Source organism: Negativicutes bacterium (assembly GCA_021372785.1).
GTDB lineage: Bacteria > Bacillota > JAAYKD01 > JAAYKD01 > JAAYKD01 > JAJFTT01.
Genome location: JAJFTT010000034.1, coordinates 1 through 23,725, shown reverse-complemented (window position 1 = coordinate 23,725; position 23,725 = coordinate 1). Strand labels below are relative to the sequence as shown.

Annotated in this window: 24 protein-coding genes; 13 read left to right on the top strand and 11 right to left on the bottom strand. The window is 51.1% G+C overall.

Annotated features, from left to right (window positions below; all coding sequences use genetic code 11):
- Positions 1–100: 100 nt before the first annotated feature.
- Genes LLG09_04365 through LLG09_04350 form a run of 4 tightly spaced genes read left to right on the top strand, consistent with a single transcriptional unit; the run spans position 101 to position 4,426 of the window.
- Complete coding sequence (locus LLG09_04365) at positions 101–580, top strand: MarR family transcriptional regulator (GenBank protein ID MCE5196348.1); 480 nt, start codon at positions 101–103, stop codon at positions 578–580.
- Positions 561–2,300, top strand: a complete 1,740-nt coding sequence (locus tag LLG09_04360; protein MCE5196347.1) for an ABC transporter ATP-binding protein/permease — start codon at positions 561–563, stop codon at positions 2,298–2,300. The genes LLG09_04365 and LLG09_04360 overlap by 20 nt, the downstream gene beginning before the upstream one ends.
- Positions 2,290–4,044, top strand: a complete 1,755-nt coding sequence (locus LLG09_04355) for an ABC transporter ATP-binding protein/permease (protein MCE5196346.1) — start codon at positions 2,290–2,292, stop codon at positions 4,042–4,044. The genes LLG09_04360 and LLG09_04355 overlap by 11 nt, the downstream gene beginning before the upstream one ends.
- Positions 4,045–4,054: 10 nt before the next feature.
- Positions 4,055–4,426 carry a DUF1232 domain-containing protein gene (locus LLG09_04350; protein MCE5196345.1) on the top strand — a complete coding sequence of 124 codons (372 nt, stop codon included), beginning with the start codon at positions 4,055–4,057 and terminating at the stop codon, positions 4,424–4,426.
- A gap of 90 nt (positions 4,427–4,516) precedes the next feature.
- Here the strand turns inward: LLG09_04350 and LLG09_04345 are convergent, their stop codons facing one another.
- From LLG09_04345 to LLG09_04315, 7 genes are all read right to left on the bottom strand, one after another.
- Positions 4,517–5,074 carry a YtxH domain-containing protein gene (locus LLG09_04345; protein MCE5196344.1) on the bottom strand — a complete coding sequence of 186 codons (558 nt, stop codon included), beginning with the start codon at positions 5,072–5,074 and terminating at the stop codon, positions 4,517–4,519.
- A 76-nt stretch (positions 5,075–5,150) separates the two neighbouring features.
- Entirely contained in the window at positions 5,151–5,816 is a 666-nt protein-coding gene (locus tag LLG09_04340) for a class D sortase (protein ID MCE5196343.1), read from the bottom strand.
- Positions 5,809–8,286, bottom strand: coding sequence for a DUF3494 domain-containing protein (locus tag LLG09_04335; GenBank protein MCE5196342.1), 2,478 nt, complete (start codon positions 8,284–8,286; stop codon positions 5,809–5,811). The genes LLG09_04340 and LLG09_04335 overlap by 8 nt, the downstream gene beginning before the upstream one ends.
- 72 nt (positions 8,287–8,358) lie before the next feature.
- On the bottom strand, positions 8,359–8,646 hold the full coding sequence (locus LLG09_04330; GenBank protein MCE5196341.1) for a hypothetical protein: 288 nt from the start codon (positions 8,644–8,646) through the stop codon (positions 8,359–8,361).
- A gap of 242 nt (positions 8,647–8,888) precedes the next feature.
- Entirely contained in the window at positions 8,889–9,185 is a 297-nt protein-coding gene (locus LLG09_04325; GenBank protein ID MCE5196340.1) for a hypothetical protein, read from the bottom strand.
- A gap of 270 nt (positions 9,186–9,455) precedes the next feature.
- Positions 9,456–9,839 (bottom strand): hypothetical protein, encoded by a 384-nt coding sequence (locus LLG09_04320; protein MCE5196339.1) that lies wholly within the window; start codon positions 9,837–9,839, stop codon positions 9,456–9,458.
- Positions 9,840–10,002: 163 nt separating this feature from the next.
- The gene (locus LLG09_04315) at positions 10,003–10,764 is read right to left on the bottom strand and encodes a DUF2087 domain-containing protein (GenBank protein ID MCE5196338.1); all 762 of its coding nucleotides are present in this window, start codon (positions 10,762–10,764) and stop codon (positions 10,003–10,005) included.
- 218 nt (positions 10,765–10,982) lie between these two features.
- On the opposite strand from LLG09_04315, the gene LLG09_04310 reads away from it, so the two are divergent.
- A complete protein-coding gene (locus LLG09_04310) occupies positions 10,983–12,095 on the top strand; it encodes an amidohydrolase (GenBank protein MCE5196337.1) in 1,113 nt (370 codons plus the stop codon).
- 46 nt (positions 12,096–12,141) lie between these two features.
- Here LLG09_04310 and scfB read toward each other — a convergent pair whose 3' ends face one another.
- Both scfB and scfA read right to left on the bottom strand, forming a co-directional pair.
- Entirely contained in the window at positions 12,142–13,512 is a 1,371-nt protein-coding gene (gene scfB / locus LLG09_04305) for a thioether cross-link-forming SCIFF peptide maturase (protein MCE5196336.1), read from the bottom strand.
- 83 nt (positions 13,513–13,595) lie between these two features.
- Positions 13,596–13,742 (bottom strand): six-cysteine ranthipeptide SCIFF, encoded by a 147-nt coding sequence (scfA, locus tag LLG09_04300; GenBank protein MCE5196335.1) that lies wholly within the window; start codon positions 13,740–13,742, stop codon positions 13,596–13,598.
- 241 nt (positions 13,743–13,983) lie between these two features.
- On the opposite strand from scfA, the gene LLG09_04295 reads away from it, so the two are divergent.
- Positions 13,984–14,697 carry an RNA polymerase subunit sigma gene (locus LLG09_04295; GenBank protein MCE5196334.1) on the top strand — a complete coding sequence of 238 codons (714 nt, stop codon included), beginning with the start codon at positions 13,984–13,986 and terminating at the stop codon, positions 14,695–14,697.
- Positions 14,698–14,701: 4 nt separating this feature from the next.
- On the top strand, positions 14,702–15,643 hold the full coding sequence (locus LLG09_04290; GenBank protein ID MCE5196333.1) for an anti-sigma factor domain-containing protein: 942 nt from the start codon (positions 14,702–14,704) through the stop codon (positions 15,641–15,643).
- Between the two features lie 122 nt (positions 15,644–15,765).
- Here the strand turns inward: LLG09_04290 and LLG09_04285 are convergent, their stop codons facing one another.
- Positions 15,766–17,250 (bottom strand): amidohydrolase family protein, encoded by a 1,485-nt coding sequence (locus tag LLG09_04285; GenBank protein ID MCE5196332.1) that lies wholly within the window; start codon positions 17,248–17,250, stop codon positions 15,766–15,768.
- A 335-nt stretch (positions 17,251–17,585) separates the two neighbouring features.
- Between LLG09_04285 and LLG09_04280 the strand changes: the two genes are divergently transcribed.
- The 3 genes from LLG09_04280 to LLG09_04270 all read left to right on the top strand — a co-directional run bounded on the left by LLG09_04280 (position 17,586) and on the right by LLG09_04270 (position 18,880).
- Positions 17,586–17,951: a YraN family protein gene (locus LLG09_04280; protein ID MCE5196331.1), complete on the top strand. Its 366-nt coding sequence runs from the start codon at positions 17,586–17,588 to the stop codon at positions 17,949–17,951.
- Between the two features lie 200 nt (positions 17,952–18,151).
- On the top strand, positions 18,152–18,295 hold the full coding sequence (locus LLG09_04275) for a hypothetical protein (protein ID MCE5196330.1): 144 nt from the start codon (positions 18,152–18,154) through the stop codon (positions 18,293–18,295).
- An 18-nt stretch (positions 18,296–18,313) separates the two neighbouring features.
- Positions 18,314–18,880, top strand: coding sequence for a YitT family protein (locus tag LLG09_04270; protein ID MCE5196329.1), 567 nt, complete (start codon positions 18,314–18,316; stop codon positions 18,878–18,880).
- Between the two features lie 440 nt (positions 18,881–19,320).
- Here LLG09_04270 and LLG09_04265 read toward each other — a convergent pair whose 3' ends face one another.
- Positions 19,321–19,512, bottom strand: coding sequence for a hypothetical protein (locus LLG09_04265; GenBank protein ID MCE5196328.1), 192 nt, complete (start codon positions 19,510–19,512; stop codon positions 19,321–19,323).
- 190 nt (positions 19,513–19,702) lie between these two features.
- Here LLG09_04265 and LLG09_04260 point away from each other — a divergent pair, with 190 nt between their 5' ends.
- Genes LLG09_04260 through LLG09_04250 form a run of 3 tightly spaced genes read left to right on the top strand, consistent with a single transcriptional unit; the run spans position 19,703 to position 23,578 of the window.
- Entirely contained in the window at positions 19,703–21,019 is a 1,317-nt protein-coding gene (locus tag LLG09_04260) for a hypothetical protein (GenBank protein MCE5196327.1), read from the top strand.
- Positions 21,006–21,845, top strand: coding sequence for a hypothetical protein (locus tag LLG09_04255; GenBank protein ID MCE5196326.1), 840 nt, complete (start codon positions 21,006–21,008; stop codon positions 21,843–21,845). Before LLG09_04260 ends, LLG09_04255 begins: the two co-directional genes overlap by 14 nt.
- Entirely contained in the window at positions 21,824–23,578 is a 1,755-nt protein-coding gene (locus LLG09_04250; protein ID MCE5196325.1) for a glutamate mutase L, read from the top strand. Before LLG09_04255 ends, LLG09_04250 begins: the two co-directional genes overlap by 22 nt.
- Positions 23,579–23,725 lie beyond the last annotated feature (147 nt).

The window sequence follows — 23,725 nt, the reverse complement described above, 5'->3', positions numbered from 1 at the left end:
TCTTGCCGCCGACTTTTTTTCGCCGGTTGACAGCTGCGCGGAATTGTAGTATGCTCTGAATTAGTTGATACTACAACTATTCGGAAAGAGGCGGTAGATTATGGATGCGACCAATCGTCAGATCAGCAAAATCGCCCGCGAGGCGACACGTTTTACCGGTAAAGTCTTAAAGGACAGCGGCATTGGTCTAGCGGAATATGAATTCATTCATTGTGTGCGTCATCATCCCGGCATCAGTCAGGAAGGCATCCGGGCGGAGCTGAATCTGGATAAAGCGGCGGTGGCCAGACGGGCTGTCAATTTAGAGCGGAAAGGTTTTCTCCTGCGCCAACAGGATCCCAGCGACGGCCGCAGCAAACAGCTTTATGTCACAGCAAAAGGCGATGCCGTCAAGAATGCCAGGGCTTCGGTAGAGTCTTTCTTTTACGAATGGCTGCTGGCGGATCTCACTGCTGTGGAAAAAGAGAGTTTCCTGCCGGTGTTGGATCGGCTTTACTGGAAATCAAAAAATGAACGCCGGATCGGCTTTGGCAATTTACTGGCTTTGGAGGCAAAAGAGCATGGCAGTTCTGAAGCTTAGTCCGGTTGAAAAACCAGACCAAATCAGCAGTTATTGGAAACGAGAGCGCTCCGTTTTAACCGCCGTTTTCTTTTGTGGTATCCTCTGCAATGGCGGCATGTCGGTCTGGCCCATTCTGCAGGGACGGCTGATCGATAGCATCCTCGCCAAAAGTCCGCTTCGTCTGGTCTGGCTGCAAGCCGCCCTCTTTGTAGCTGCCGTCCTGCTGATTCAGCTGATGCGTTATTTCAAACGTTATTATGTGCGTCTGTTTGCCAACCGGACCAGCGCCGCGATGCGCATGATGCTTTACAACAACATCATGCATCGCGAAATTCTTGAGCTGTCGCAGGAACAGACAGGGGATCTGATGACCAAAGCGGTCTCGGATGTGGATATTTGTGTGGAGGGAATGCGCAAAGTCACCACCGAGATCTTTGATACCGGAGTGCTGATGCTTTCCTATTTTATATCTCTTTTGGTTTACGACTGGAAACTGACGCTTGTCTCCTGCCTTTTTGTACCAGTCGCCATGTGGCTGGCAGAATCTCTGAAAAATTACATTGTAAAGTTTTCCAAAGCAGCCCGGGAACAAAGCAGCCGGGTGGCCGGCCTCACCTATGATAATATTGAGCACACCGTCTTGCTGCGGGTCAACGGTTTGGAAGGAAAGAACCGCCAGGCGTATTTTCATGAACTGGATGACCTGCAAGTGAAGTCGGTCAGGGCGAATATTCTGGAGAATTCGATGCAGCCGGTCTACAATGTGATCGCTTTACTGGGCATTGTCTTTATCCTCTATTACGGCGGCAGCAATGTGATCAGCGGGTTCTGGACGGTCGGCATGTTTTCCACCTATCTCACCATTTTTATCGCCCTGACCACCAAGGACAGCAAGGCTTCCAAATTATTCAATACATATCAAAAGGCGACGGTCTCCTGGCAGCGCATCAAACCCTATCTGACCGCCTATCGGGAAGACGAGCGCAGCGATCGGAGCGGCGCTGCCGGGGCCAGTCTGGTTGTGCGTGATCTCAGCTTCTCTTATCCGACAGAGCCGGCTTTGATTTTGGAACAGCTGAATTTCTCGGCCAAAGCAGGCGAACTGATTGGCGTCACAGGTCCGGTGGCCTGCGGTAAATCCAGCTTGGGTGTTGCTTTACAGGGGTTGTATCCTTATCTCGGCAGCATACAGCTGGCCGGCCGGGAGCTGCGCGATTACAGCAAGGTGGAACGCAGCAATCGGATTTCTTATCTGGGGCATCAGCCACAGTTGCTGTCCGATACCCTCTATCGCAATATTACGCTGGGCGCAGAGGGAGATATTAGCGCTGTTTTGCGGGATGTCTGTTTTGAGGAAGACCTGTCAGCCATGCCGGAAGGCATCCAGACTTTGGTCGGCAGCAGCGGCATCCGGCTTTCCGGCGGTCAGCAGGCGCGCATCGCTTTGGCGCGGGCGCTCTATCATCATGGCGCTCTGCTGATTCTGGATGACCCGTTTTCAGCAGTCGATATGAAAACAGAGCAAATCATTTTGAACAACCTGCGCACGCATTACACGGACTGTGTCATTCTGCTTATTTCCCATCGTCTGACGGTTTTTCCGCTGACCGATCGGATTGTTTTCCTGCACAGCGATCATACCGCCGAATACGGCACGCATCAAAGCCTGCTCGCTTCTTCCGCGCTCTATGCCTCGATTTATCAACTGCAGACGGGAGGCGACGGTCATGAAGCATAGTCTGACCACCTCAACCATACTGAAAATATTGCGGCAGAATCTCTTGCTGAGCTTTGCTTTGCTGTTTGTGATTGCGGCGGTAGTGCTTTTCAGCTTAATTCCGCCGCAACTGCTCAAAATCATCATCGATCAAAACCTGGTCTTAAAAACCAACCAGGGTCTGCTGCGGCTGGCCCTGCTCTATTTGGCTGTTTTGATTTTGATCGGCTTTTTCGACTTTCTCAAAGGCGGTTTGCTGACTGTCTTCGGTCAGAAAATTGTCAAAGATCTGCGCATAGAAATGACTCTCAAACTGGAGCGGATCAGCACCACCTATTTTTCCGCCAACCAACCCGGCAGTATTACCTCCCGCTTCAGCAATGATGTGGAAAATGTCAATTCTCTGTTTGCCGACGGCGTCATCAGCATGATGATTGACTGCTTTAAAATCATTGGCATTGTGGTTTCGATCTGGTATTTTTCGCTTAAGCTGGGTATTCTGGCGCTCTGCCTGGTGCCTTTGATTTATTTCGTGACCCGCGCCTTTCAACAGCGCATGCTGGCGGCGCAAATTAAAAACCTGGAGCAGATCGGCCGCGTCAATTCGCATATTTCGGAAAGCTTGAAAAACGTTCGGATGATCAAATCGTTCAGCAAGGAAGCTTATATGGAGGAACTCTATCGCGGCCGCCTGGAGGATAATTTCCGCACGCTGGAACGGGTCAATTTCTACGATTCCTGTTACTCTCCCATCATCCAGGTCATGCGTGCGTTGATTATTGCGCTGATTGTGCTGCTTTCGACCGATCAGGTCCAATTTCTTGGTATCTCCGTTGGCATGGTGGCAGCCTCCATTGAATTATTCACCAATCTGTTTGCGCCGATCGAGACGCTGGGCAGCGAGCTGCAGAATGTGCAGAAAGGAATTTCCGGCGTAGAACGGATCAATCGCTTTGTCCTGGAACCGGAAGAACCGGCCAAGGATGCTTCTCTCACAGCGGATCTGATTCTGCCAGGTATCCGGACTGCCGGCATGCGCTTTGAGCACGTCTCGTTTGCGTATGCCGCCGATCAACCGGTTCTGCAGGATCTGAATCTAACCATTCCTTACGGTGCTAATGTGACATTTACCGGTCGCACCGGCGTTGGGAAAACGACGCTCTTCCGCCTGATCATGGGTTTGCTGCAACCAACGGGCGGCAAAATTGAATTAGGCGGTGCGGATGTCTATCGGATCCCCAATTCGGAGAAGCGCAGGATCTTTGGCTATGTGGAGCAGCAGTTCAGTTTCATTCAGGGAACGGTGGCGGAACAAATCAGTTTGGCCGATGAGACAATCCGGGCGGAACAGGTGGAAAAAGCCCTGCGTTTTGTCGGACTGCATGATTACGTGATGAAGATGGCCAAAGGTTACGCTACGGTGGTTGATGCCGGGGGCGGAGATTTTTCCCAGGGGCAAAAACAACTGCTCTCGATTGCCAGAGCCATTGTGGCGGATCCCGTGATTCTGCTCCTGGACGAGGTTACCGCCAATCTTGATTCCGCTACGGAGGCGAAGATCGTGACCGTGCTGCAAAAAGCGGAAGAAGGGCGCATGGTACTCTCCATTTCACATCGGATCACCTCCATGTTGCACAGCGACCTGATTGTTTTACTGGAGGACGGCCGTATTCTCACCACCGGCGCCCCGGATGAGGTGATGAACGGCAGCAACTGGCTGGCCAAACAATTACGATTGGAAAAAAACCAATGGAAAGATCAATGAGAGGTGCCGGATGCCGAACTTAAAAGAACGCGCTGCAAGATTAAAAACCGATCTCCCCGCTGTTTTTTTGGCTTTACAAAAAAAAGAGACGCCTTTGGCGGCGAAAGCGGCTGCCGCCGCTGCTCTTGTCTATGCTTTGTCTCCCATCGATTTGATTCCCGATTTCATCCCGATTCTGGGTTATCTGGATGACCTGATTCTTTTGCCGCTGCTGGTTGCTTTGACAATCCGCTTGATCCCGGCAGAGCTGTTTGCGCAATGCCGGCAGGAAGCGCAGGGCTTATGGCCGGGCGGCAGGCCAAATCACTGGTATTATGCTGTTCCGATTGTGGCGGTCTGGCTGTTGCTGCTTTTTTTACTGGTCAAGGCCATATGGTATTAAACGGCAAAAACAGGTTCGGAGCCTTTTTTAGAAGGCTCCGAACCTGTTTTTTATCGTTTCATTCACCGCAGGAGCAGAGAAAATGGAATTCTAGACGTTTCCCGGCCGATGCAGATCATGCTTGATGGCATGATAGCCATCTTTAATTTCTTCGCCGACGTCTTCGGCTGTCTCGGCGGCTTCTTTGACAAAGTGTTCCGTTTTCGCCGCGGCCTGCGCCGCGGCATCGCTCAGGTCATCCGATTTTTCTTCAGCCACATTCTTGACCGTTTCGATGGTTTCGTCCAGCTTATCCTGCCATTTCTTTTCCATGGTTTTGCCTTGTTTTGTATCGGAAGCGACCGCTTGATTGACATCGTGTTTGATTTTATTGTAGCCCTGCGTCAGATCTTCCTGCAGAGTATCAGCCTTTGCATCCACATTCCGAATGACTTGATTGGCCTTCTTGGCGGCATGGGCGGCCGTCGCGTTCCATTCTTTGGAGCCATCCTGAACGTGTTCTTCCAAATCATCAATCGAGTCGATTGCTTTTTCCTTTAAGGTTTTCCGCATCGTTCTGCCCTCTTTCGTAGCAAATAGGATTCCGGCCGCGATACCAACCGCAGCGCCAAGGCAAACGCCAAAGCCAATTTTCTTGAGTGTATTCATTCTGATCTTCCTTTCCTTCTGCTTGCAGAGCAAGCGATTCTGATTTTCTTTTCATGGAAATTATTTTCCAAGCATCCTAGGGATCGATGCTTAAATCAGCCGAGACAATGTAACGTTCGGGGTAATAACCCGGGGTATTGAAAGGATAACAGGTGGACATCGTTAAAACAGCATGATCGGTCGGCATGATCACAGTCAGGTCATCAGCAGCGACAACCCGCGTACCTGTGACTTCGTAAGTAAAAGTACCGGCGGAAGTCCGGATGATCACCAAATCACCGATTTTCAGCTCGCCCAAACGGCGAAAGACCGTATCACGGTGCCCGGCCAGGACGCAGTTGTCCGTTTCACCGGGCAGCACACTCTGCAGATAATGACCGATTCCTTTTTCCAAATCCGGAACAGCGGTACCCTGAATGATCGGTATGACCGCATCCAAGGTGGGGAAAGCCAGACTGCCGATTTCTTCCCCTGTTTTGGGATAAATCGGATAATACGCTGCCGCCGGCTCTTTGGCAGGGCAGATGGACTCTGCCCCGGCTGCCAGCGCTGTGATTCCGGCCGGATTTTGATTCTCTGCCAGCGCAAAAGATTCTGCATTGTAGGCACTGATCAACCTGCGGTTCTGCACAATGAGATTGCCCAGTGCCACAGAAGTAAACAGGAACCCAACCATCAGAAGCAGCGCAGCCATGCGGCGAACGGTTTGCCGGCGTTTCTTCGCGGCTTTTTGTCTATTCATATCTTCTGATAAAAATCCAGCTGACTGCACCCAGCATCAGCATGGCAAAACCAATCAGCATCAAAGTTGACCAGGGAGACGCCGTTACCGGCAAGGTTCCGCCGGTTTCAGTCGTAATCACCGGCGCTACGGTAACCGGCACTGTGACAGCCGCTTGATCCGTTGCGGTGAGCCCATTGGCACTGCCTTGGGCAATCGCTGTATTGGTTGTGCTGGCTTGCAGGGTTGCCGCAGCGGTGAAAATCCAGGCTTCGTCTGTCTGCAGCAGGTAATCATGATTGAGATCCCCGGACGTATAGTAAACGGTAGCAATTTTATCATCTCTGACAAAAACATCACTCATCGTGACGGTACCGGGATTCGTGACCGTATAGGTATAGGTGACCGTTCCCGCACCGCCGGTCAAGGCCGCCGGCGAAGCAGTCTTCTCAAGGCGAATGATCGGAGCGACGATCGGTACCACACTCACGGTAACAGAGTCGCTGTCCGTAGCGATCATACCGTTGGCTGCACCCTGTACGGTGACTTGATTGGTCGTCGTGGCGCTCAGAGAAGCAATGCCGGTATAGATCCAGGTTTCACCAGCCTGCAGTAAATTATCCGCATTGAGATCGCCGGAATCATAATAGATCATCTGGATTTTGTCATCAAAGAGACTGATATTGCTCAGCGCCACCAGGCCGGGATTCGTGACCTGATAGGTGTAGGTGACCAAACCGGGTGAGACAAGGGAGAGCGGAGAAGCCGTTTTCACAACCCGAATCAAGGGGATTGTCAGAGGAGTGACCGTTACGGTCGCAAAAGCGAGATCCGTGGCAGTCATGCCATTGGCCATACCCGTGACAGTGACGGCGTTGGCGGTGGTTTCACTAAGTGATGCAAGCCCGCTGTAGGTCCAGGTTTCGTCTGTCTGCAGTAAACCATCCGCATTGAGATCGCCGGAATCATAATAGATCATCTGGATTTTATCATCGCTGATACTGACATTGCTGAGCGCCACCAGGCCGGGATTTGTGATCTGATAGGTATAAGTAACCGGACCGGGCCCGTAGAGCAAGGCTTGCGGAGACGCGGTTTTCACGACATTGATCAGCGGAGGATTGGCTGGTTCCGTTTCCTCCGGCGTCACAATCACCGTTGCATAGGCAAGATCGATTGCCTGCAGACCATTGCCGGTGCCTTTGGCTGTGACTGTATTGGTTGTGGTCGCACTGAGCACTGCGGTAGCGCTGTAGATCCAGGTCTCAGAAACCTGCAGGATATGATCTGAATTCAAGTCGCCTGAGATAAGTTTGACGGTATTGATTTTATCATCGCTCACAATCACACCGCTCAGTTCGACGGAACCCGGATTGGTTACCGTGTAGGTATAGGTAACCGAACCGGTCCCGGCAGGCAGGGCGGCCGGCGACGGTTTTTTGATAACGTTAATCAACGGTGCAATCACAGGAACAGCAATATCGTCGTTAATCAACGTCACCATTCTGTTTTCTCCCGCGGCAAGGCTGACATTGCCCAGAGCATCGGCGCCGAGGAAGCTTGCGCTATAGCCGGCAGCGGGATTTTCACTCACGGTGTAATTGCCCGGGAGTAGGGTATAAACGTGACCCAGAGCCGAACCCGGCGCAGGACTGCCGCTGACCTCAGTGCCAAAAGCGCCGGCAGTTTTCACATGCAGCGTAAAATCGGCCGGCAGCGCTGTTCCGGTGTTATCGTTGATGACTTTTTTGATCACCGTCAAGGCAGCTGTGCTGCAAACTCCATTAAAAATCGTATTCGATTCCAGCATGACGGCGCCATTGCGGGCTAACAGCTGACCTTCTACCGATGCGCCGGTCGCAGCCGTGATGGAAAGCATCGCCAAAATATGACCGACAAATTTGGAATTGGTTCCTAAGGTGGCGGAACTCCCGACCTGCCAGAAAACACGGCAATAGCGAGCGCCGTTGATCAATTTGATTTCACTGCCAGCGGCTGTTATCAAAGTGGAGCCTGCCTGGAAAATAAACACCGCTTCGGGATCACCCTGACCATCCAGGGTCAGCGTACCGGTGATACTGATGCTGCTCGGCGACGTATATACTCCTGAGGTTAAAGTTGTCCCACCAAGATCGGCTGTGATGGTTGCAGTGGAGGCACTGCCGGCCGCTTGATTATAGGCGGCTGCCAGATCGGTTTTGGCCAGACTTGCCACCCCACCGGCATCCGCGATATAGGCGGTGCCTGTCGTTGTCACGCCGGCAGCGACATAAGCGGAACCAGGGTATAAACCAATATTGCCGCCGGCATCACCACTGATGCTGGTTGATCCGGTGTTTGTTATTGTCGACCCCGCCAGGATAGCAAAACCGGAGGCTGTGCCCAATTCGATCTTGGCTGGCGGTGCCGCCAAGACGGGAAATGATGTCGTCACGATAAGGAAGAGGAGCGTAAACAAAGCGGTCATTCTTCTCGTCTTCAGAGCTCTCATTCCGATTCCCTGCCTTTCTAAACCAGCAATCCTTGTGGGAAGCTTTGGTGGCCGCCAACGGCGGCAGCACATCTAAAATTGATTGAAATCTACTTTTGTGATGGCAAACGGATATACTTTCGTGTAGTCCTGGTCCGGAATGGATTCGACAAATTTCTCAAAATCAGCCGTCTGCAATTTTTCCAGATATTCAATTGGGACCGAGAACTTTTCGTAGGCGGCAATGGAAAAGAGGACTGCGTCGGGTTGATTGTTTCTTAAAATAAATATCTTACCCAGCCGCTCCGCTTTCGCTCTGCAGTCTTTGTATTTTTTGATCATTTCCGAGTTCGACACAATCGCTTCTGTCAAGATCTTCATTTTAACAATCACCACCTTTATTACCGGAATCTGCTTTCATCTTAACACGGTTTGCATGTTTTGTCAAATAATATTAAGAATAATTATTATATTGTTTATATGTTACTTTATTTGTTTTTTTATTATCATTATTTATCGATGTATTCTTCGTGTGTCGGCGGTTGTATTTTCGATATAAAAAAGCGGCAACGTTTCTAAAAACGTTGCCGCTTTTTGCGCGAACCTTATCTTTTGCGCGAACCTTATCTTTGCTGTTTTTCGTCGATATCGCTTCTTAAATGTTTTAAGGAATAATTAATGCGAACACCTTTTTTCGGCAGGGTCTCCATCACTTCGGCAAACTCGGCCGGTTCCAGGCTTTCGAGATATTCGATAAAGTCAGACATTCGTTCGTATTCCGTAATGGAAAATAAGACGGCATCGGGTTGATTGTTCTTTAAAACGAAAATCTTTCCTAATTCTTCCGCTTTCTCTCTGCAGGTCTTATAATTCTTGATCATCTCAGAATTCGAAACGATCGCCTTCGTAAAAATATTCATTTCATTTCTCCTATTGTTTCATCCGCCGGCAAAGTTCGTTTTGCTCGGCTTTCTCTGCTAATTCTTGCCGGTATGATAAAACTCCTTTATTTATTGATAGAAAAATTTTTCATCCTATTGATCGTATGATCATGCCAAAGAAAATACGGTGCTTCTCACGGCTCAATCCGCTATGAAAAAGATCCTGTTATGAAAAAGCCCGGCCCTCTTCATGAGCCGAGCGCTTCGTATGCTTGTTGAAATTCGGGATTTCACCTCTTTGCCAATCGGTTAATTCACTCGTGTCTTGTGCCACACCGCATAGATAAAAACGACACCGATCAGGAGAGCCGGCAGGAACACAAGCAGCCGTGTCAGCAAATAAGCGGTTTCCGACTGAGACTGCCGATGGCTGAGGATACTGAAAGCCATGAAACCCAAGCCGTAAATCAACAGGAGAAAACCGGTCCGCAGAGGTGAATTCCAAGTCAGAAAGAGGATTGCAAACAGCAGCAAAGAAGGTACAGAATGAATTAAAAACCCGCCCAATTGCGCCGGTAAATTGCCGCCTTGCTGAAAAACGTCCAGAGAAAAGAGCATCAAAAACAGAGCATAGAAAATACAAAATGCTCTGCCGAACCAGATGAGTTTTTTATCTTTCTTTCTGCTTTTCATCCGCCCGCCGCCTCCCCCGGAGTTCCATTCCTGAAAAAACTATTCTGGATGGTCGGCAGGAAACCCTTTCTACTTGGGTAAATAATGGTAATTTCTTTTCTCCCGCCTGCGGCAAGACCCCTGGCCCGGTTTTGCAGCCGGGCAGCGACTGAAAAAGCCACGTTTATTTCAGCCAATAAGCACTGCCGTCATTGACCCGATCCATAAAACCATATTCGATTAAATAGCGCCGGATGCTGACAAAATCAGCATAAATGCCGGCCAGGATGCCGTTCACTTCTTTTTCGGTATATTTCTTATTTTTTTCAAACTGTTGCGCAATCAGGCGCAGAATGACCAGTTTCTTTTTCTGCTTGACCGGAAATACTTTTAATTGCAGCGGCTCTAAACTGGCGAAAGCGGCATGAATGATTTTTTTCGCTTCCGCTTCGCTGATCTCGTAGCGTTCGTCAACCATGGTTGCTCCTTTATGAACAGGCAGCAACTGACTGCCGTCCCCCTTTTTTTCTTTGCTCATTTCATTTGAGACCATTTGCCAGACTGCCAGATAGATTTTGGCAGCCTTGGCTTTTTCGCGAAAGACAAAGCGCTGATGCCGTACGGTGGAGGGAGACACCTGCAGCTGCTTTGCCACCTCATGGTCCGTATAGCCCTGGCCGAATTGCTGCAGCAAGATTCTTTGATTTTCGGTCAGAGACAAATATTTGCTGTCTGACTCTAAAAATTCCGCCAGCCTGTTTTGATGCCTGGTTTTCTGATGCATCTGCACTGCCTGTTCGGCTTGAAAATACCTTTCCGCCAGGCAATAGACCTCGCCTATGGCAAAAGAACTGCCGCAGTCTGTGCAAAAATAAGCCTTTTGATCCGCGTCAAAAAAATAGCCCTGCACGATTTCCTGCATGGATAAGCTTTCCAGGTCCGTCAAGGTTTCACCCTCCTATTGTTTACTAATATTATAAACATATTATAATCTTGTTTGTGTTTCTTGTCAAGGGTAAGGAAATTCAGCTGTTATGCGATCATTCTGCGTTTTTTCTCGGCCGCAGCGAAAAAAAAACTTGACTGCAACCTTACTTTTGTGTAGAGTACAATGGATTGATAAACCTTATGGGGAAAGCCTGCATGACGGGGAGGGTGAAGCGAATGAAACCAGAAAATCTGCAGCGCGTGATACAATTACGGCACGAGCTGCACCAACATCCCGAAGTATCTTTACAAGAAAGCTGGACAAAGCAGCATTTGATCGATTTTTTGCGGCAAAATACAAAATTAGAGATCGTCGACAGAGGCTTCTGGTTTTATGCGGTTTATCACGCCGGACCGGACAGGAGAAATATCGCCTTTCGGGCTGATTTTGATGCCCTGCCGATGCCGGAAGGAATTGATTTACCCTATGCTTCCCGCTGTCCCGGCACAGCTCATAAGTGCGGCCATGATGGGCATGCGGCAGCGCTGGCCGGTTTTGCCTTGGAAATTGACCAACAGGGAGCCGAACAAAATATCTTCTTGCTTTTTCAGCCGGCCGAGGAAATCGGAGCCGGCGGCGAACCCTGTTCCGCCCTGATTCGCGAGCATAAAATCGAGGAGATTTTCGCTTTCCACAATATGAGCGGCATGCCTTTTGGTTCGGTAAATGTGATTGACAACACGGCGCACTGCGCTTCGCGAGGCATGACCATTCATCTGCAGGGGGTTCTCTCCCATGCCAGCCAGCCGGAAGCGGGCCGCAATCCGGCGGCCGCCATCGCAGAAATCATCCTGGCGATCCCCGGCCTGATCGCTCCGGATCAGCAGCGGGGCTTAGTCTTATGCACCGTCATTCAGGTTGAGCTTGGCGAAAAAGCCTTTGGCATCTCCGCGAGCCTCGGAGATTTGCGTCTGACCCTTCGGGCGGAACGGGAAACCGAACTGGCGCGTCTGCAGCAAAAGCTGGAGGAGCTTGCCGCCGTGCTGGCACTGCGGGACGGCTTAGCCGTTAGCATCTCCTACCAGGATATTTTTCCGGAAACCTTTAACCACAAAGAAAGCGTGGATAAGATTCGCAGCGCTGCCAAGAAAAACGGACTGCAACTCAGAGAATTAAGCCAAGCGCAGCGGGGTTCGGAAGATTTTGGTTACTATACGAAGCTGACCAAAGGAGCTATCTGCTATTTGGGCAATGGGGAAGATTATCCCCCGCTGCACACCTTTGCCTATGATTTCCGGGATGAACTGCTGGAAATTGCCGTTACGCTCTTCCTCGGCTTAGCGAAATAGCCAAAAAAAGAGTGCGCGTTTTCAAAAAAACGTACACTCTTTTGTTTTATTCCAGGTTCGCTTCCGCCGCTTTGATCATGATGGCGCATTCGATACGCTTGCGGAACAGTTCACAACCGTAGGCATAAATGCCGGTGATACTGCCCGTAGCATGGCAGGCATTGGCGGCACAGCCGCCGGAACAATAGAGTCTGGCCCAGCAGTCGCTGCATTCCGGGTGAGCATAGACATTACATAGTTTAAATTCAGCCTGTAATTCCAAATTGGTAACCCCGTCCCGAAGATTGCCCAGACTGAATTTGGGGTCACCCACAAATTGATGGCAGGGAAAGAGTTCTCCCCAGGGTGTGACGGCCAGATATTCCGTCCCGGCGCCGCAGCCGGAAATCCGTTTGTAAATACAGGGACCATTGCGCAGATCGAGCATATAATGGTAGAAGGTAATGGCCTTGCCTTCTTTTTTGCGCCGGATCATTGTCTTGGCCAGGATTTCATATTGTTCAAAAAGCACCGGCAGATCTGCTTCGGTCAGGGCAAAAGGATCGTTTGGCGCACAGACGACCGGTTCCATGCTGAGCTGGGTAAAGCCTAAGTCCGCCATGTGCAGCAAATCATTGCTGAAATCGATATTGTGATGAGTAAAGGTCCCCCGGATATAATAACCTTGCTGACCGCGTTTTTCTACCAGACGTTGGAATTTCGGTACAATCGTCTCGTAGCTGCCCTCACCGGCATAATTCTTACGCAAAGAGTCGTGTACTTCTTTTCTGCCATCCAGACTGAGAACCACATTGTACATTTCGCGATTGCAGAAATCAATCACTTCGTCGTCGAGCAGCATGCCGTTGGTGGTCAGAGTGAAGCGGAATTTTTTATGACAGACCTGCTCCCGGCTGCGTCCGTAGGCCACCAGCTGTTTGACAACCTGCCAATTCATCAGCGGTTCGCCGCCAAAGAAATCCACTTCCAAATTGCCGCGCGTTCCCGAATGAGCGATCAAAAAATCGAGAGCCTGTTTACCGACTTCCAGGCTCATCAGGGCGCGTTCGCCCTGATACTTGCCCTGACTGGCAAAACAATATTGGCAATTCAGATTACAAGTATGAGCCACATGCAGACAAAGCGCCTTGATCACCGTGCTGCGTTTCTTTAAATCGAGCGCTTTCTCGGCATAGACATCTTCGCTGAACAGTTTCCCCGCCGCTTTCAGCGCTTCGAGATCTTCATAACACTGCCGCAGGTCCTGCTCGCTGACCTGGGCGCCGTATTTTTGCTGCATCTGAGCGATGATTTGTTCTTTTTCCGTCTTCTCGTAGAGACGGATCATCTCATAAGCAACTTCATCAACGACATGCACCGATCCGCTGTAAACATCCAGCACGATGGAATAGCCGTTCAATTGATACTGATGGATCATAACATGAGTTTCCTTCCTCATAAGATAAAAAATACCGCTTGCCCGCACGCTCGTGCAAACAGGCGGCAATTTTTTAGTTGAACTTATTTGTCTTTATTCTCACATGGCTGATTGGCGATACCGCAGGAAGTCTTGCAGGCAGACTGGCAGGACGTTTGGCATTCGCCGCAGCCGCCGTCTTTGGCACTGGCAGTCAAATCGCGGGTATCCAAAGTTTGAATTCTTTTCATCTAAATTGCCTCCGTTTTAAAAAACTTATCCTGTTTAATTTACCTCATTTTCTGGCGCCAGTCAAGAGGCTTTACAATATCACTGACATTTAATAACAATTCTTTACAAGGTTACCGATTGCCGCAGAGCTGATTCGAATTGAGCAAGCGTTTGGGCGGAGGATTTTTGCAGGAATTGACAATCCTGTCCTTTCCGCGGTAGAATTGAAACGATCGGAAAAAATCGAAAGGAGAGGACGCTATGAGAGAGATCGATGAGACAGCCCTGCAAGCGGCGAAAGACGACGATGTCCTCTCCGATTTCATCATCAGTCAAAAATGGTTTATCTTAGGCTGCGCCTTTCGTGCCAGCAAACGCTTCATTACGACCTCGGACGATGAATGGTCGATTGCCATCATTGCTTTCTCCGATGCGGTCAATACTTATGACTTCAGCAAAGGCAGCTTTTTAAACTATGCCGAAACCTGCATTCGCTGGCGCCTGATCGATTACCATCGGGCGGAGGAGAAGCACAATCAGGAAGAAGCCATGGATCCCCTCCTCTACGGAACAAAAGCAGGCGAGGAGACAGGCGACTACCGCGACCGGAGCAAAGTGGTAAGCAAGCTGGCGGCAAGCCAGGATCAGGCTGTCAAAGATGAAATTGCAGCCGCCGCTGCCGAATTTGCAAAATTTGGTTTTTCCTTCTACGATTTGACGGAATGCTCGCCGAAATCAGGCAAAACCAAAACCGCCTGCCGCCAGGCGGTGCGCTGTATCCTGGTTCATCCTGCCCTGCGGGATGAGCTCTATGCTAAAAAAATGCTGCCGCAAAAAAAAATCCACATTTTTACGGGTCTACCCCTAAAATTATTGGAACATCATCGTAATTATATTATAGCGGCAGTGGAACTCCTTTCCGGTGAGTATCCCTGTTTGGCGGAATATGTATCCTTCATACGAAAGGGAGAGTGAAATGATGAAAGCGATCATCGTAGAAATACGCAAAGACAAGGCAGCCCTGCTTTCTGACGACGGATGCATCGTTCGCGTGAAAAACCGGAACTATACAATCGGGCAGGAGGTAGAAATGAAGATGAGAAACAATATGAGTTTCAGCAAAATTACTGCTTTCGTGGCAGCATGCATGATGGTATTCCTGGGGGGCAGCGCCTATGCTTATTACACCCCAACGGCTTATGTCAGTTTGGACGTCAATCCGGCGATTGAATTTTCAGTCAACCGCTTTGACAGAGTGCTTTCCGCCAAAGGCGTCAATGGCGAAGGCAATGAGATTTTATCAGAAGATGCGCTTGCTCACCTCAAGAACAAAAATATCGAAGAAGCCGTTACGCTCACCGTCAACGAAATCGCCCAAGCCGGTTATTTGAATGGCAGCGGCAACGGTATTGTGATTGCCACCGCAGCCAAGAACCAGGAAAAAGCGGCTGAATTGGCTGCGGATCTGGAAACGGCAGCCAATACCGTCTGCGAAAAGCACAACGTTGAAAGAGTTGCCAATGCCGAAGCCGTCGGTCTGGAACGTGTCACCGAAGCAAAAGAGCTAGGCGTCACACCCGGCAAATTGAATCTGGTAGAAAAATTAATCGCCAGTGCAGAAGAACCGGCCACGATTGACCAAACCGAATGGTTAACAAAACCGGTGAAAGAAATCATGGCGCAGACCAATCAAAACAAAGAACTCGAACGCAAGCAGGCGGCGGAACAAACCGAAAACAACACCGCTGCTGATCCGGCGGAAGAAGCAACCTTAGGAGCAGAAAACAAACCAGAAGGAGTCGGCAACGGTAAAGTTACCGCCGGTTCGCTTCCGATCAAAGAGGGAACGACAGGCTCCGGAACGGAGAACAAACCCGAAGGAACCGGCAGCGAGAAACCCAACAAAGTCAAAGGAAATTAACCGAATCGCGTTAAAAAGCCGAAACAGTGAGATCACTGCTTCGGCTTTTTGTTATGCATTTCATCTTAGAGCATAGATAACGCGCTGGCTGCAGGAATGTTGTTGACCTCTCAAAGCAGCCTTTAGAGAATGGTTCCCGCTTTGGCATCCAGCAGCACGCCGTCCCGCAGCGCGATCCGACCGGCTACCACCACCAGTTCAATGCCGCTGCCGTAGCGGTGCGGGTTGTCGTAGGTGGCGTTATCCCGGACGGTATTGCCGTCAAACAGCGTCAGATCCGCTTGCAGGCCGGGACGCAGCAAGCCTCTGTCCCATAAATGCAAACGGGCGGCCGGAGCGGATGTCATTCGGCGCACCGCCTCTGCCAGCGTAATGACCCCCTCCTGCAGGGCGTAATAGCCCAAGACGCGCGGAAACGTGCCGTAATAACGGGGATGCGGCACGTCTTTGCCAAATTTCACAATACTGCCGTCAGACCCGATCATGCCCAGCGGATGCCGCATGATTTTGCGCAGATCCGCTTCCTGCATATTAAAGGAAACAATCTGAACCGGACCCTTTTCTATCATGGCGAAAGCCGCATCGACCGGTTCCAGCTGCAGAATCTCTGCGGCTTCCTTCAAACTGGCACCGCCAAAGGAAGGAACCGCCGGACAAGCGGCGATCAGCAAACTGTCCGGTCCGCCCCGGCGCTCCAGATTGGCCAACATTTCCCGCCGCAGCTGTGCGCGCAGAGCGGGATCCTGCAGACGCTGCCGCATGGCCTCTGTTCCGCCGGCCTGGGCCCAACCCGGCACCAAAGCGCCGACCAAAGAGGTTCCGGAAGCAAGATATGGATATTGGTCAAAACTGATTTCCAACCCTTCCGCTCTGGCCGCGTCCAAGAGAGCCAGCACCTGTTCTGCCCTGCCCCAAACCGATTTGCCCAGGCATTTCAGATGCGATATTTGCAGCGGCACCTCCGCCTGACGGGCAATATCAATCGCTTCCTCCACCGAAGCCAGCAAACCGATGTTATAATCGCTCTCATCCCGCATATGGATGCTGATAAAGCCATGATGCTTCGCAACTGCTTTGGCTAAACCCACTACTTCCTGTTTTTGAGCATAACTGCCCGGCGTATAATAGAGACCGAAGGACATGCCCAGCGCTCCCTGTGCCATGGCTGCTTCCGTCAGGGCTTCCATTCTCGCCTGCTCGCCGGCTGTGGGATAACGCATTTCCATTCCCATCACATCTTCACGAATGCTGCCGTGCCCAACCAAAAGCCCATAATGCAAAGACGTACCGATTTGCGCGACTGCCGCGCGATGGATGCCGATAGGATAGCAGGAACCGCCGCAATTCCCGCCGATCAGGGTGGTAACTCCCTGGCGGAGATAATTCTCCGCTGCGGGAAATTGCAAAATTCCCCGGTCTCCATGCGTATGAATATCAATAAAACCAGGCGTCAGATAACCATCCTGACCGTCAATTTCCTGCTCTGCTGTGACATCTAAGGCTCCCATCGCGGCGATTTTACCATTTTGCACCAACAGACTGCCTCGCTGCCAGGGTGCGCCGCTGCCATCCAGCAAACGAACATTGCGAATAAGAAGTTCTGACATCTCGTCCTCTCCTTTTAGAGTTTTTCTCTGACTGCGATCCTGCTGCAGCGAACCGAAGGCAGCCACACGGGAAACCTGGAGTCATTGATACCATTTTACAAGAGAACGCGGCAATAGTCAAATAAGAAATCAGCATCCCGCTGAAAATGATGGCAGGGTTTCCCTCTGTCTGAATCGAAAAGAGAAGAGCCTGCTGCAGGCGAGACAAAAACGTACCATTTTCAGGGGCGGATTATCCGCATGCCGATTACTCAGGGAAGCCGGGCTGCTCAGCCGCGTGAGGGCAGCGCAGGTTTTTGAGCAGAGAACGCAGAGATTGTGAGGTGAGCTCCCCCGTGTTGGATTCCAAAACCATCGGCGCGCTGGGAGAAGCGGCAGCCGCTGCTTATCTGCAAAAATCAGGGTACCAGATTCTGCAAAGGAATTACCGTACTCCCATCGGAGAACTGGATCTCGTTTGTTCTCTCGGCAGGTCATTGATTTTTGTGGAAGTGAAATCCCGTACGAGCACCGCCTTCGGCGAGGCATATTTAGCAGTGAATGCCAAAAAGCAGCAAAAGCTGCGGAATTTAGCCCTCTACTATATCATGCTGGAATCTAAAACAGAACCGGAATATCAATTTGACATCGTTTCCATCTGGCTAAATAAGCAAAGCGGGATGGTTCTGGATCTGCAGCATTATAAAAATGCCTTTACTTAAGCAAATAGTCCAGCGAATCGTGGCTATCCCTGTTATTTCCTGCCAATCTGCCGTAATCCCTGTTTATCCCTGTTTCCCGCCTGACTCCGCTCGCTTCCGCTGACTTCCGCACGACTTGGCAATTTGACAAATTTAATTTCTACCTTTACAATATGAAGTATCGTATACGATATATAACATTTATGAAAGGGTTTGACATCATGTTTTCATCAAAACGCTTAAGCAGACTCAGCTTAATCCTGCTGGGCGCGGCGACTACATCATTTGGAATTTATAATATCCATGCCAGATGCGGCATTGCGGAAGGTGGCAGTGTGGGGCTTGCGCTCCTGACTTATCAGTGAGCTGAAATACCAATCTCTGTGACCTGCTTCGTGCTGGACATGCTGGGTATTCTGCTCGGCATTGTTATTTTTGGCAAAAAATTCGCCGGCGTCTCTATTGTGGCTTCGGTTGCCTTTGCCGCCTTTTATGGACTTTACGGATACTTTCCTCCGCTGCTGCCGGATTTATCCCAAGTGCCGATTACAGCAGCTGTTCTGGGCGGACTTTTTGTTGGTCTCGGGGAGGGACTCCTGCTGAAAGCCGGAGCCGCATCCGGCTGGGACGCCTCCATCGCCCTGATTATGCGGGAAAAATTTCATATAAAAATCTCTCTTTGGTATACTGTGACGGATGTAGCGATTCTTTTACTTTCACTGGTTTACCTGCCGGCGGAAAAATTGATTTATTCATTGATCACAGTCGTCGTATCCAACAGTGTGATAGCCTTGGCTCAGCTGGAATTAAGCCGGCAGGCCCAACACAGTCCAGGATACCGCCGGGGGTCTGATGCGGTCTTTTTGCGTCGGCAAACACTGCCGGGAAAACTCCGCCTGCCTCGGCTGAATCCCGCTCAATGGCAGCTGGATTATATGCATGATACGTAGTAACCGTCTGCAAGAAAAACAAAGTCGGGACAAATCTTGTATTTTCAGCGGAACGATGGGATGAAAAAGTCGCGGACATTCCAAAAACAACAGATAATGACAACCAGCGGAACATCGGCATTGTTTGGCCTGCAAAACCAATCATTCCGGTGTTTTTTATTTTCAGCCGGCTGTCTTCCGCAATTGTTTTGGCACCAAATGCAATTTGCAGTAGGCGGTTTCCTCCGCAATCACACCTGGACCGCTACTGCCGTTGGCTAAAAAAGCCGAGCCTGCCATTGTGGAAAAGCCCCTGCTTCGTCCGTGACGGTGATGATCTGGCGGAATTCTACGTAGAAATAAGTCACCAGGGCCCGAAAAGGCGCTGCTTTCTCATCAAATTGTTCCAAAGCTGTCTAGGTGCAGGTTAAGAAGGCGGCATCGGACCGGTGCAAAATTGCCTAAGCAACCTGCAGCAAAGAAAGATAGCTTTTTTGCCGCCGCGCCGGGGCAAAATTATCAGTCACAGCCTGCGGAGAGACGGCGAAGACATCCTGATATGGCTGCGGCAGCCCGATCATTTCCGGATTGAACGGATATTGACAGTCCCGGTAATAAAAACCCGTTCTCATCCTGTCAGACCAGCCTTTCACTGGCAAAGCCACCCGGTCAAACCCGGAAAAACTATTGCGGATATTTCTTATTATATCAAAAATTACCGTTAAAAATTCTTGTCAAAGCGAATAATCTGTGTTACATTTCTTCTGTTATAGAAGGAATGATTCCGGCTGCTGGGCAGCTCTATTTTTTGTCAGAGTCTCGAGACCTCAGGAGGTTTTTTGCTTGAAAGAAAAAATACAGGTTACCCGCCGTTTGGTGGCACAAGGCCAATTGCTGGCAAAACCCGGCCAGCGCGTGCGGCATGATGATGTGATCGGAAAACTCGACTACATTCCCGGTCAGATGGTGCGCTGCAATGTCGCGGCTGCGCTGGGCATTGATTCTTTGCATATCCAGAAAAAAATGGCTAAAAATCTAAATGACTGGATCAATCAGGGGGATATCTTGGCTGAAAACCGCGAATTTTATACGCATACCTATCTGGTCAGTCCGACTTCAGGTTATATAGCCCTGATCTCCCGTTTTTTGGGTAATGTTTTCATCCGGGAGCCTCTGCCGGCCGGGCCCAAAGAACCAATCTGGTATCGGGCGGAAGAATTGGGAATGTCCAAGCTGGCCTTTGCCGCCGGACTGACGGTCAAACAAGGCTCTGTCGTCGATCGGGGCAGAGTTTTGATCAGCAATCGGAAACCGCCCATCGTGGCGCCTGCCGTCGGTAAAATCCGGGAAATCTCTACCACGGAAGGCTACCTGATTCTGGCTCCGCTTTATCAGCCAACCGAATTGCTGGCCCATCTGGACGGGGTAATCAAAGAGACCTCGGAGAACGGCGCTTTGGTCGTAGAAAGCTACGGCTACCGTTATCAGGGTGTGATGGGGTTTGGCGGCGAACAGGTTGGTCAGTTGCTGCCGCTTTTAGCGGAAGACCGCGACTTGGATGTCGATGACCTGCCCGAACAAATCAGGGGGTCTATTGTGCTGGCCCGCGGCGGCGTCACGTTGGCCGCCTTGCGCCGCTTGGAGCAACTGGAAATCAGCGGTTTGATCGTCGGCAGTCTGGACCAGGAGGTCCTGGGGAAATTCAGTCATGAAGAACCCTTAATGGTCATGGGCCAGCGCATGGAACTGCCCTTTACTGTGATCATGATGCAGGGCTTCGGCAGCGCCATGCCGCAGCAAACCTATCGGCAAATAGCGGAGCACGCCGGCTTGCTTGCAGCCATCGATGGCAGCACTCAGCTGCGCGCCGGGGTGATTCGGCCGGAAATTCTCATCCCCTTAGCCGAAGAGATCCCGCTCGATACCAAAGAAACGATCCCAACCGCCTTGAATCTGCAAGTGAATGACGCAGTAATTCTTATCCGTGAACCGCATTTCGGTTCAATCGGCAGAGTCGCTGCCATCAGCGCAGACTTACAGGCAACCGCTGCCGGGACCAATGCCTCGCTTGCTCTGATTCAATTGGATCAGGGCGAGTGCCTGGCGGTACCGGTGCAAAACTGCCAGAAATTATGGGGTGATCAGGATGGTCTTGGATAAAGAATCGCCGGCTGCTGTCCTGGCTGAACTCTGGACACCGGCGCTGCTGAAAATAAAACAAGAGAAATTCCCTAACGATGCCGCCCTCTTCAGCGGTTTGGTAGGATTCGCCGGGATTCAAATGCAGCTCTGGCCGCTCTGGCTGCAGGCTTGCGCGGCAGCCGGCTGTCCGATTCCGGAAGCTCTGCAGACAACCGATCTGAAAGATGCAGCCAACCACAAAGCGCCCTGGCTTTGCCTGAGCTTACCTTATGGCGGCAAGGTGACTTTGATTCATATTCAGGCGCCCGGTCTCGTGCAAAATCAGAAACTGCTGGCAGAACTGAGGCAGCCTGCCTTTATGCAGATGCTGCGGACGATGGATGAAGCGGGAAAATTACTGGTCTACAGCAAAGGCAACGACATTCTATATCATTTTGGTTATACCGCCAGTAATGATGTCGCTGTGGCAATCCCCCGCATCAGCACAGAGCAACTGGCGGCGCAATGGTTTGCCTGGGCCGCCGCCGCCGAATTGCTGCGGGAAAAAATCAGCCAAACTGTCCGACAGGCAGCGGAGCAAAGCTTCACGGCACAGCAATTGGTTTTTCTCTTTCAGGAAATCGCCGCAGCCCTTTGGCAAAAACTGCAGGAAAATCAATTGCTGGTGCTGGAGCAACAACAAAGCAGCTTCTTCGGTCGCTTCGGTTTTGCTAAAAAAAGCAGCCGGTTCAAAGGCAGTCTGGTCTTGTATGGGGATCATGAGGCTTTTTGGGAACAGCATCAATATTCCGACCGGCAGAGCGCGAAAGGAGTGACTGTGGCATGTCCGGGCATGAAACCATAATTATCACTGATGTTGGCAGCACCACAACCAAAGCGCTGCTGTTTGAAAAAATAGAAAACAAATGGCATCTGCTCAGCCGGGGAGAATCGGCTACCACCGTGGAAGCGCCTTATGCCGATGTGATGATCGGGGTCCTGCGGGCGATCCAAATGCTGGAAGACCGCAGCGGCCGAAAACTGCTGCAGGATGCCGGTCAGGGGCTGACGCCAACCACCGATCAGTATCTTTCCACCAGCTCTGCCGGCGGCGGTCTGCAAATGGTCGTCTGCGGAAATGTCAGCCGTATTTCGGCGGAAAGCGCTCAGCGAGCCGCTTTGGGCGGCGGCGCCGTGCTTCTGGATGTCTTTGCCGCGGATGACGGGCGCACGCTTTTTCAGCGCATGGAACGCCTGCGCACGCTGCGACCGGACATGATTTTATTGTCCGGCGGTGTGGAAGGCGCCGAACCGGGTTCTTTTTTAATTGAAATGTGCGATTTTATCCGTTCGGCTCAGCCAAAACCAAAATTCGGCTATCAATACACCTTGCCAATCATCTACGCCGGTACCTCGAAAGCCGTTGATTTGGTGGAGGATCTTTTGGGTGAGCAATTTACCTTAAAAGTAGTTGATAATCTGCGGCCTTCTTTTCAGGAAGAAAACCTGACTCCTACCCGAGAAGCGATTCATGAACTATTCATCGAGCATGTCATGTCTCATGCTCCCGGTTATGCCCGCCTCAAAGAAATCACAACGACACCCTTAATGCCGACTCCCACCGCGGTTGGTGAAATCCTGATGCGCTACGCCGGTCATCGGCGCAAGAATATCCTTTGCGTCGATATCGGCGGCGCCACCACCGATGTTTTTTCCGTCGTCAATGGATTTTATGTCCGCACGGTCAGCGCCAATTACGGTATGAGTTACAGCATCGGCAATGTTGCTACAACCGCCGGTGTTGAAAATCTGATGCGCTGGCTGCCCAATCAAAATCTGACGGCAGCGACGATGATGAACCGGATCGGCAATAAACTGATTTATCCCACTACCATTCCCGCCACGCCGGAAGATTTGCAGGTAGAACAGGCCGTCGGACGCGAAGCGCTGCGGCTCTCTTTTGAAGATCACCGGGCTATTGCCAAGATTCAGAAACCTAAGGGTCTCTTCTCCAACGGTCTGACGGATGCCAGCCAGGAACTCTCCATTGATATTTTCGATACCATCATCGGCTCCGGCGGTGTCCTCTCCAATGCGCCGGAGCGCGGTCAGGCGGCAGCGATGCTGCTGGATGCCTTTCAGCCGGAAGGTGTGACCGAACTGATGGTCGATTCGGTCTTTATGCTGCCGCACCTGGGAATTTTCTCACAAAATGATGAAAACGGCGCGCTGGATATTTTAGATCGGGACTGCCTGATCCCGCTCGGCTGCGCTTTGGCACCGGCAGGCAGCGGAGTGCTCGGTCAAACCGCCCTGACCGTGCAGGGCAGGACGGACAGCGGCCGCGAAATCAAAGTGGAAGGGCATTGGGGCGAACTGCTGGCTGTTCCTCTCGGCAAAGAAGAAACGGCTCAACTGCAAATCTCCGCCCATAACGGCGCCAGATGGCCATCGGACAAACTGCGCGTCACCGTTCGCGGCGGTTTAAGCGGTCTGATGCTGGATCTGCGCGGCCGTCCCTTAGCGCGGCAAAGCTGGCCGCAGCAGATGTATGAACAAGCCTGGCTTGATGTGCTCTGCCGCCGGGATCAACGCTGAAGATTTTTCCGGACAAAAAAAGAAGATCAGCCTGCGGGAAACCGCCTGCGGGAAACCGCCTGCGGGAAACCGCCTGCGGGAAACCGCCTGCGGGAAACCGCCTGCGGGAAACCGCCTGCGGGAAACCGCCTGCGGGAAACCGCCTGC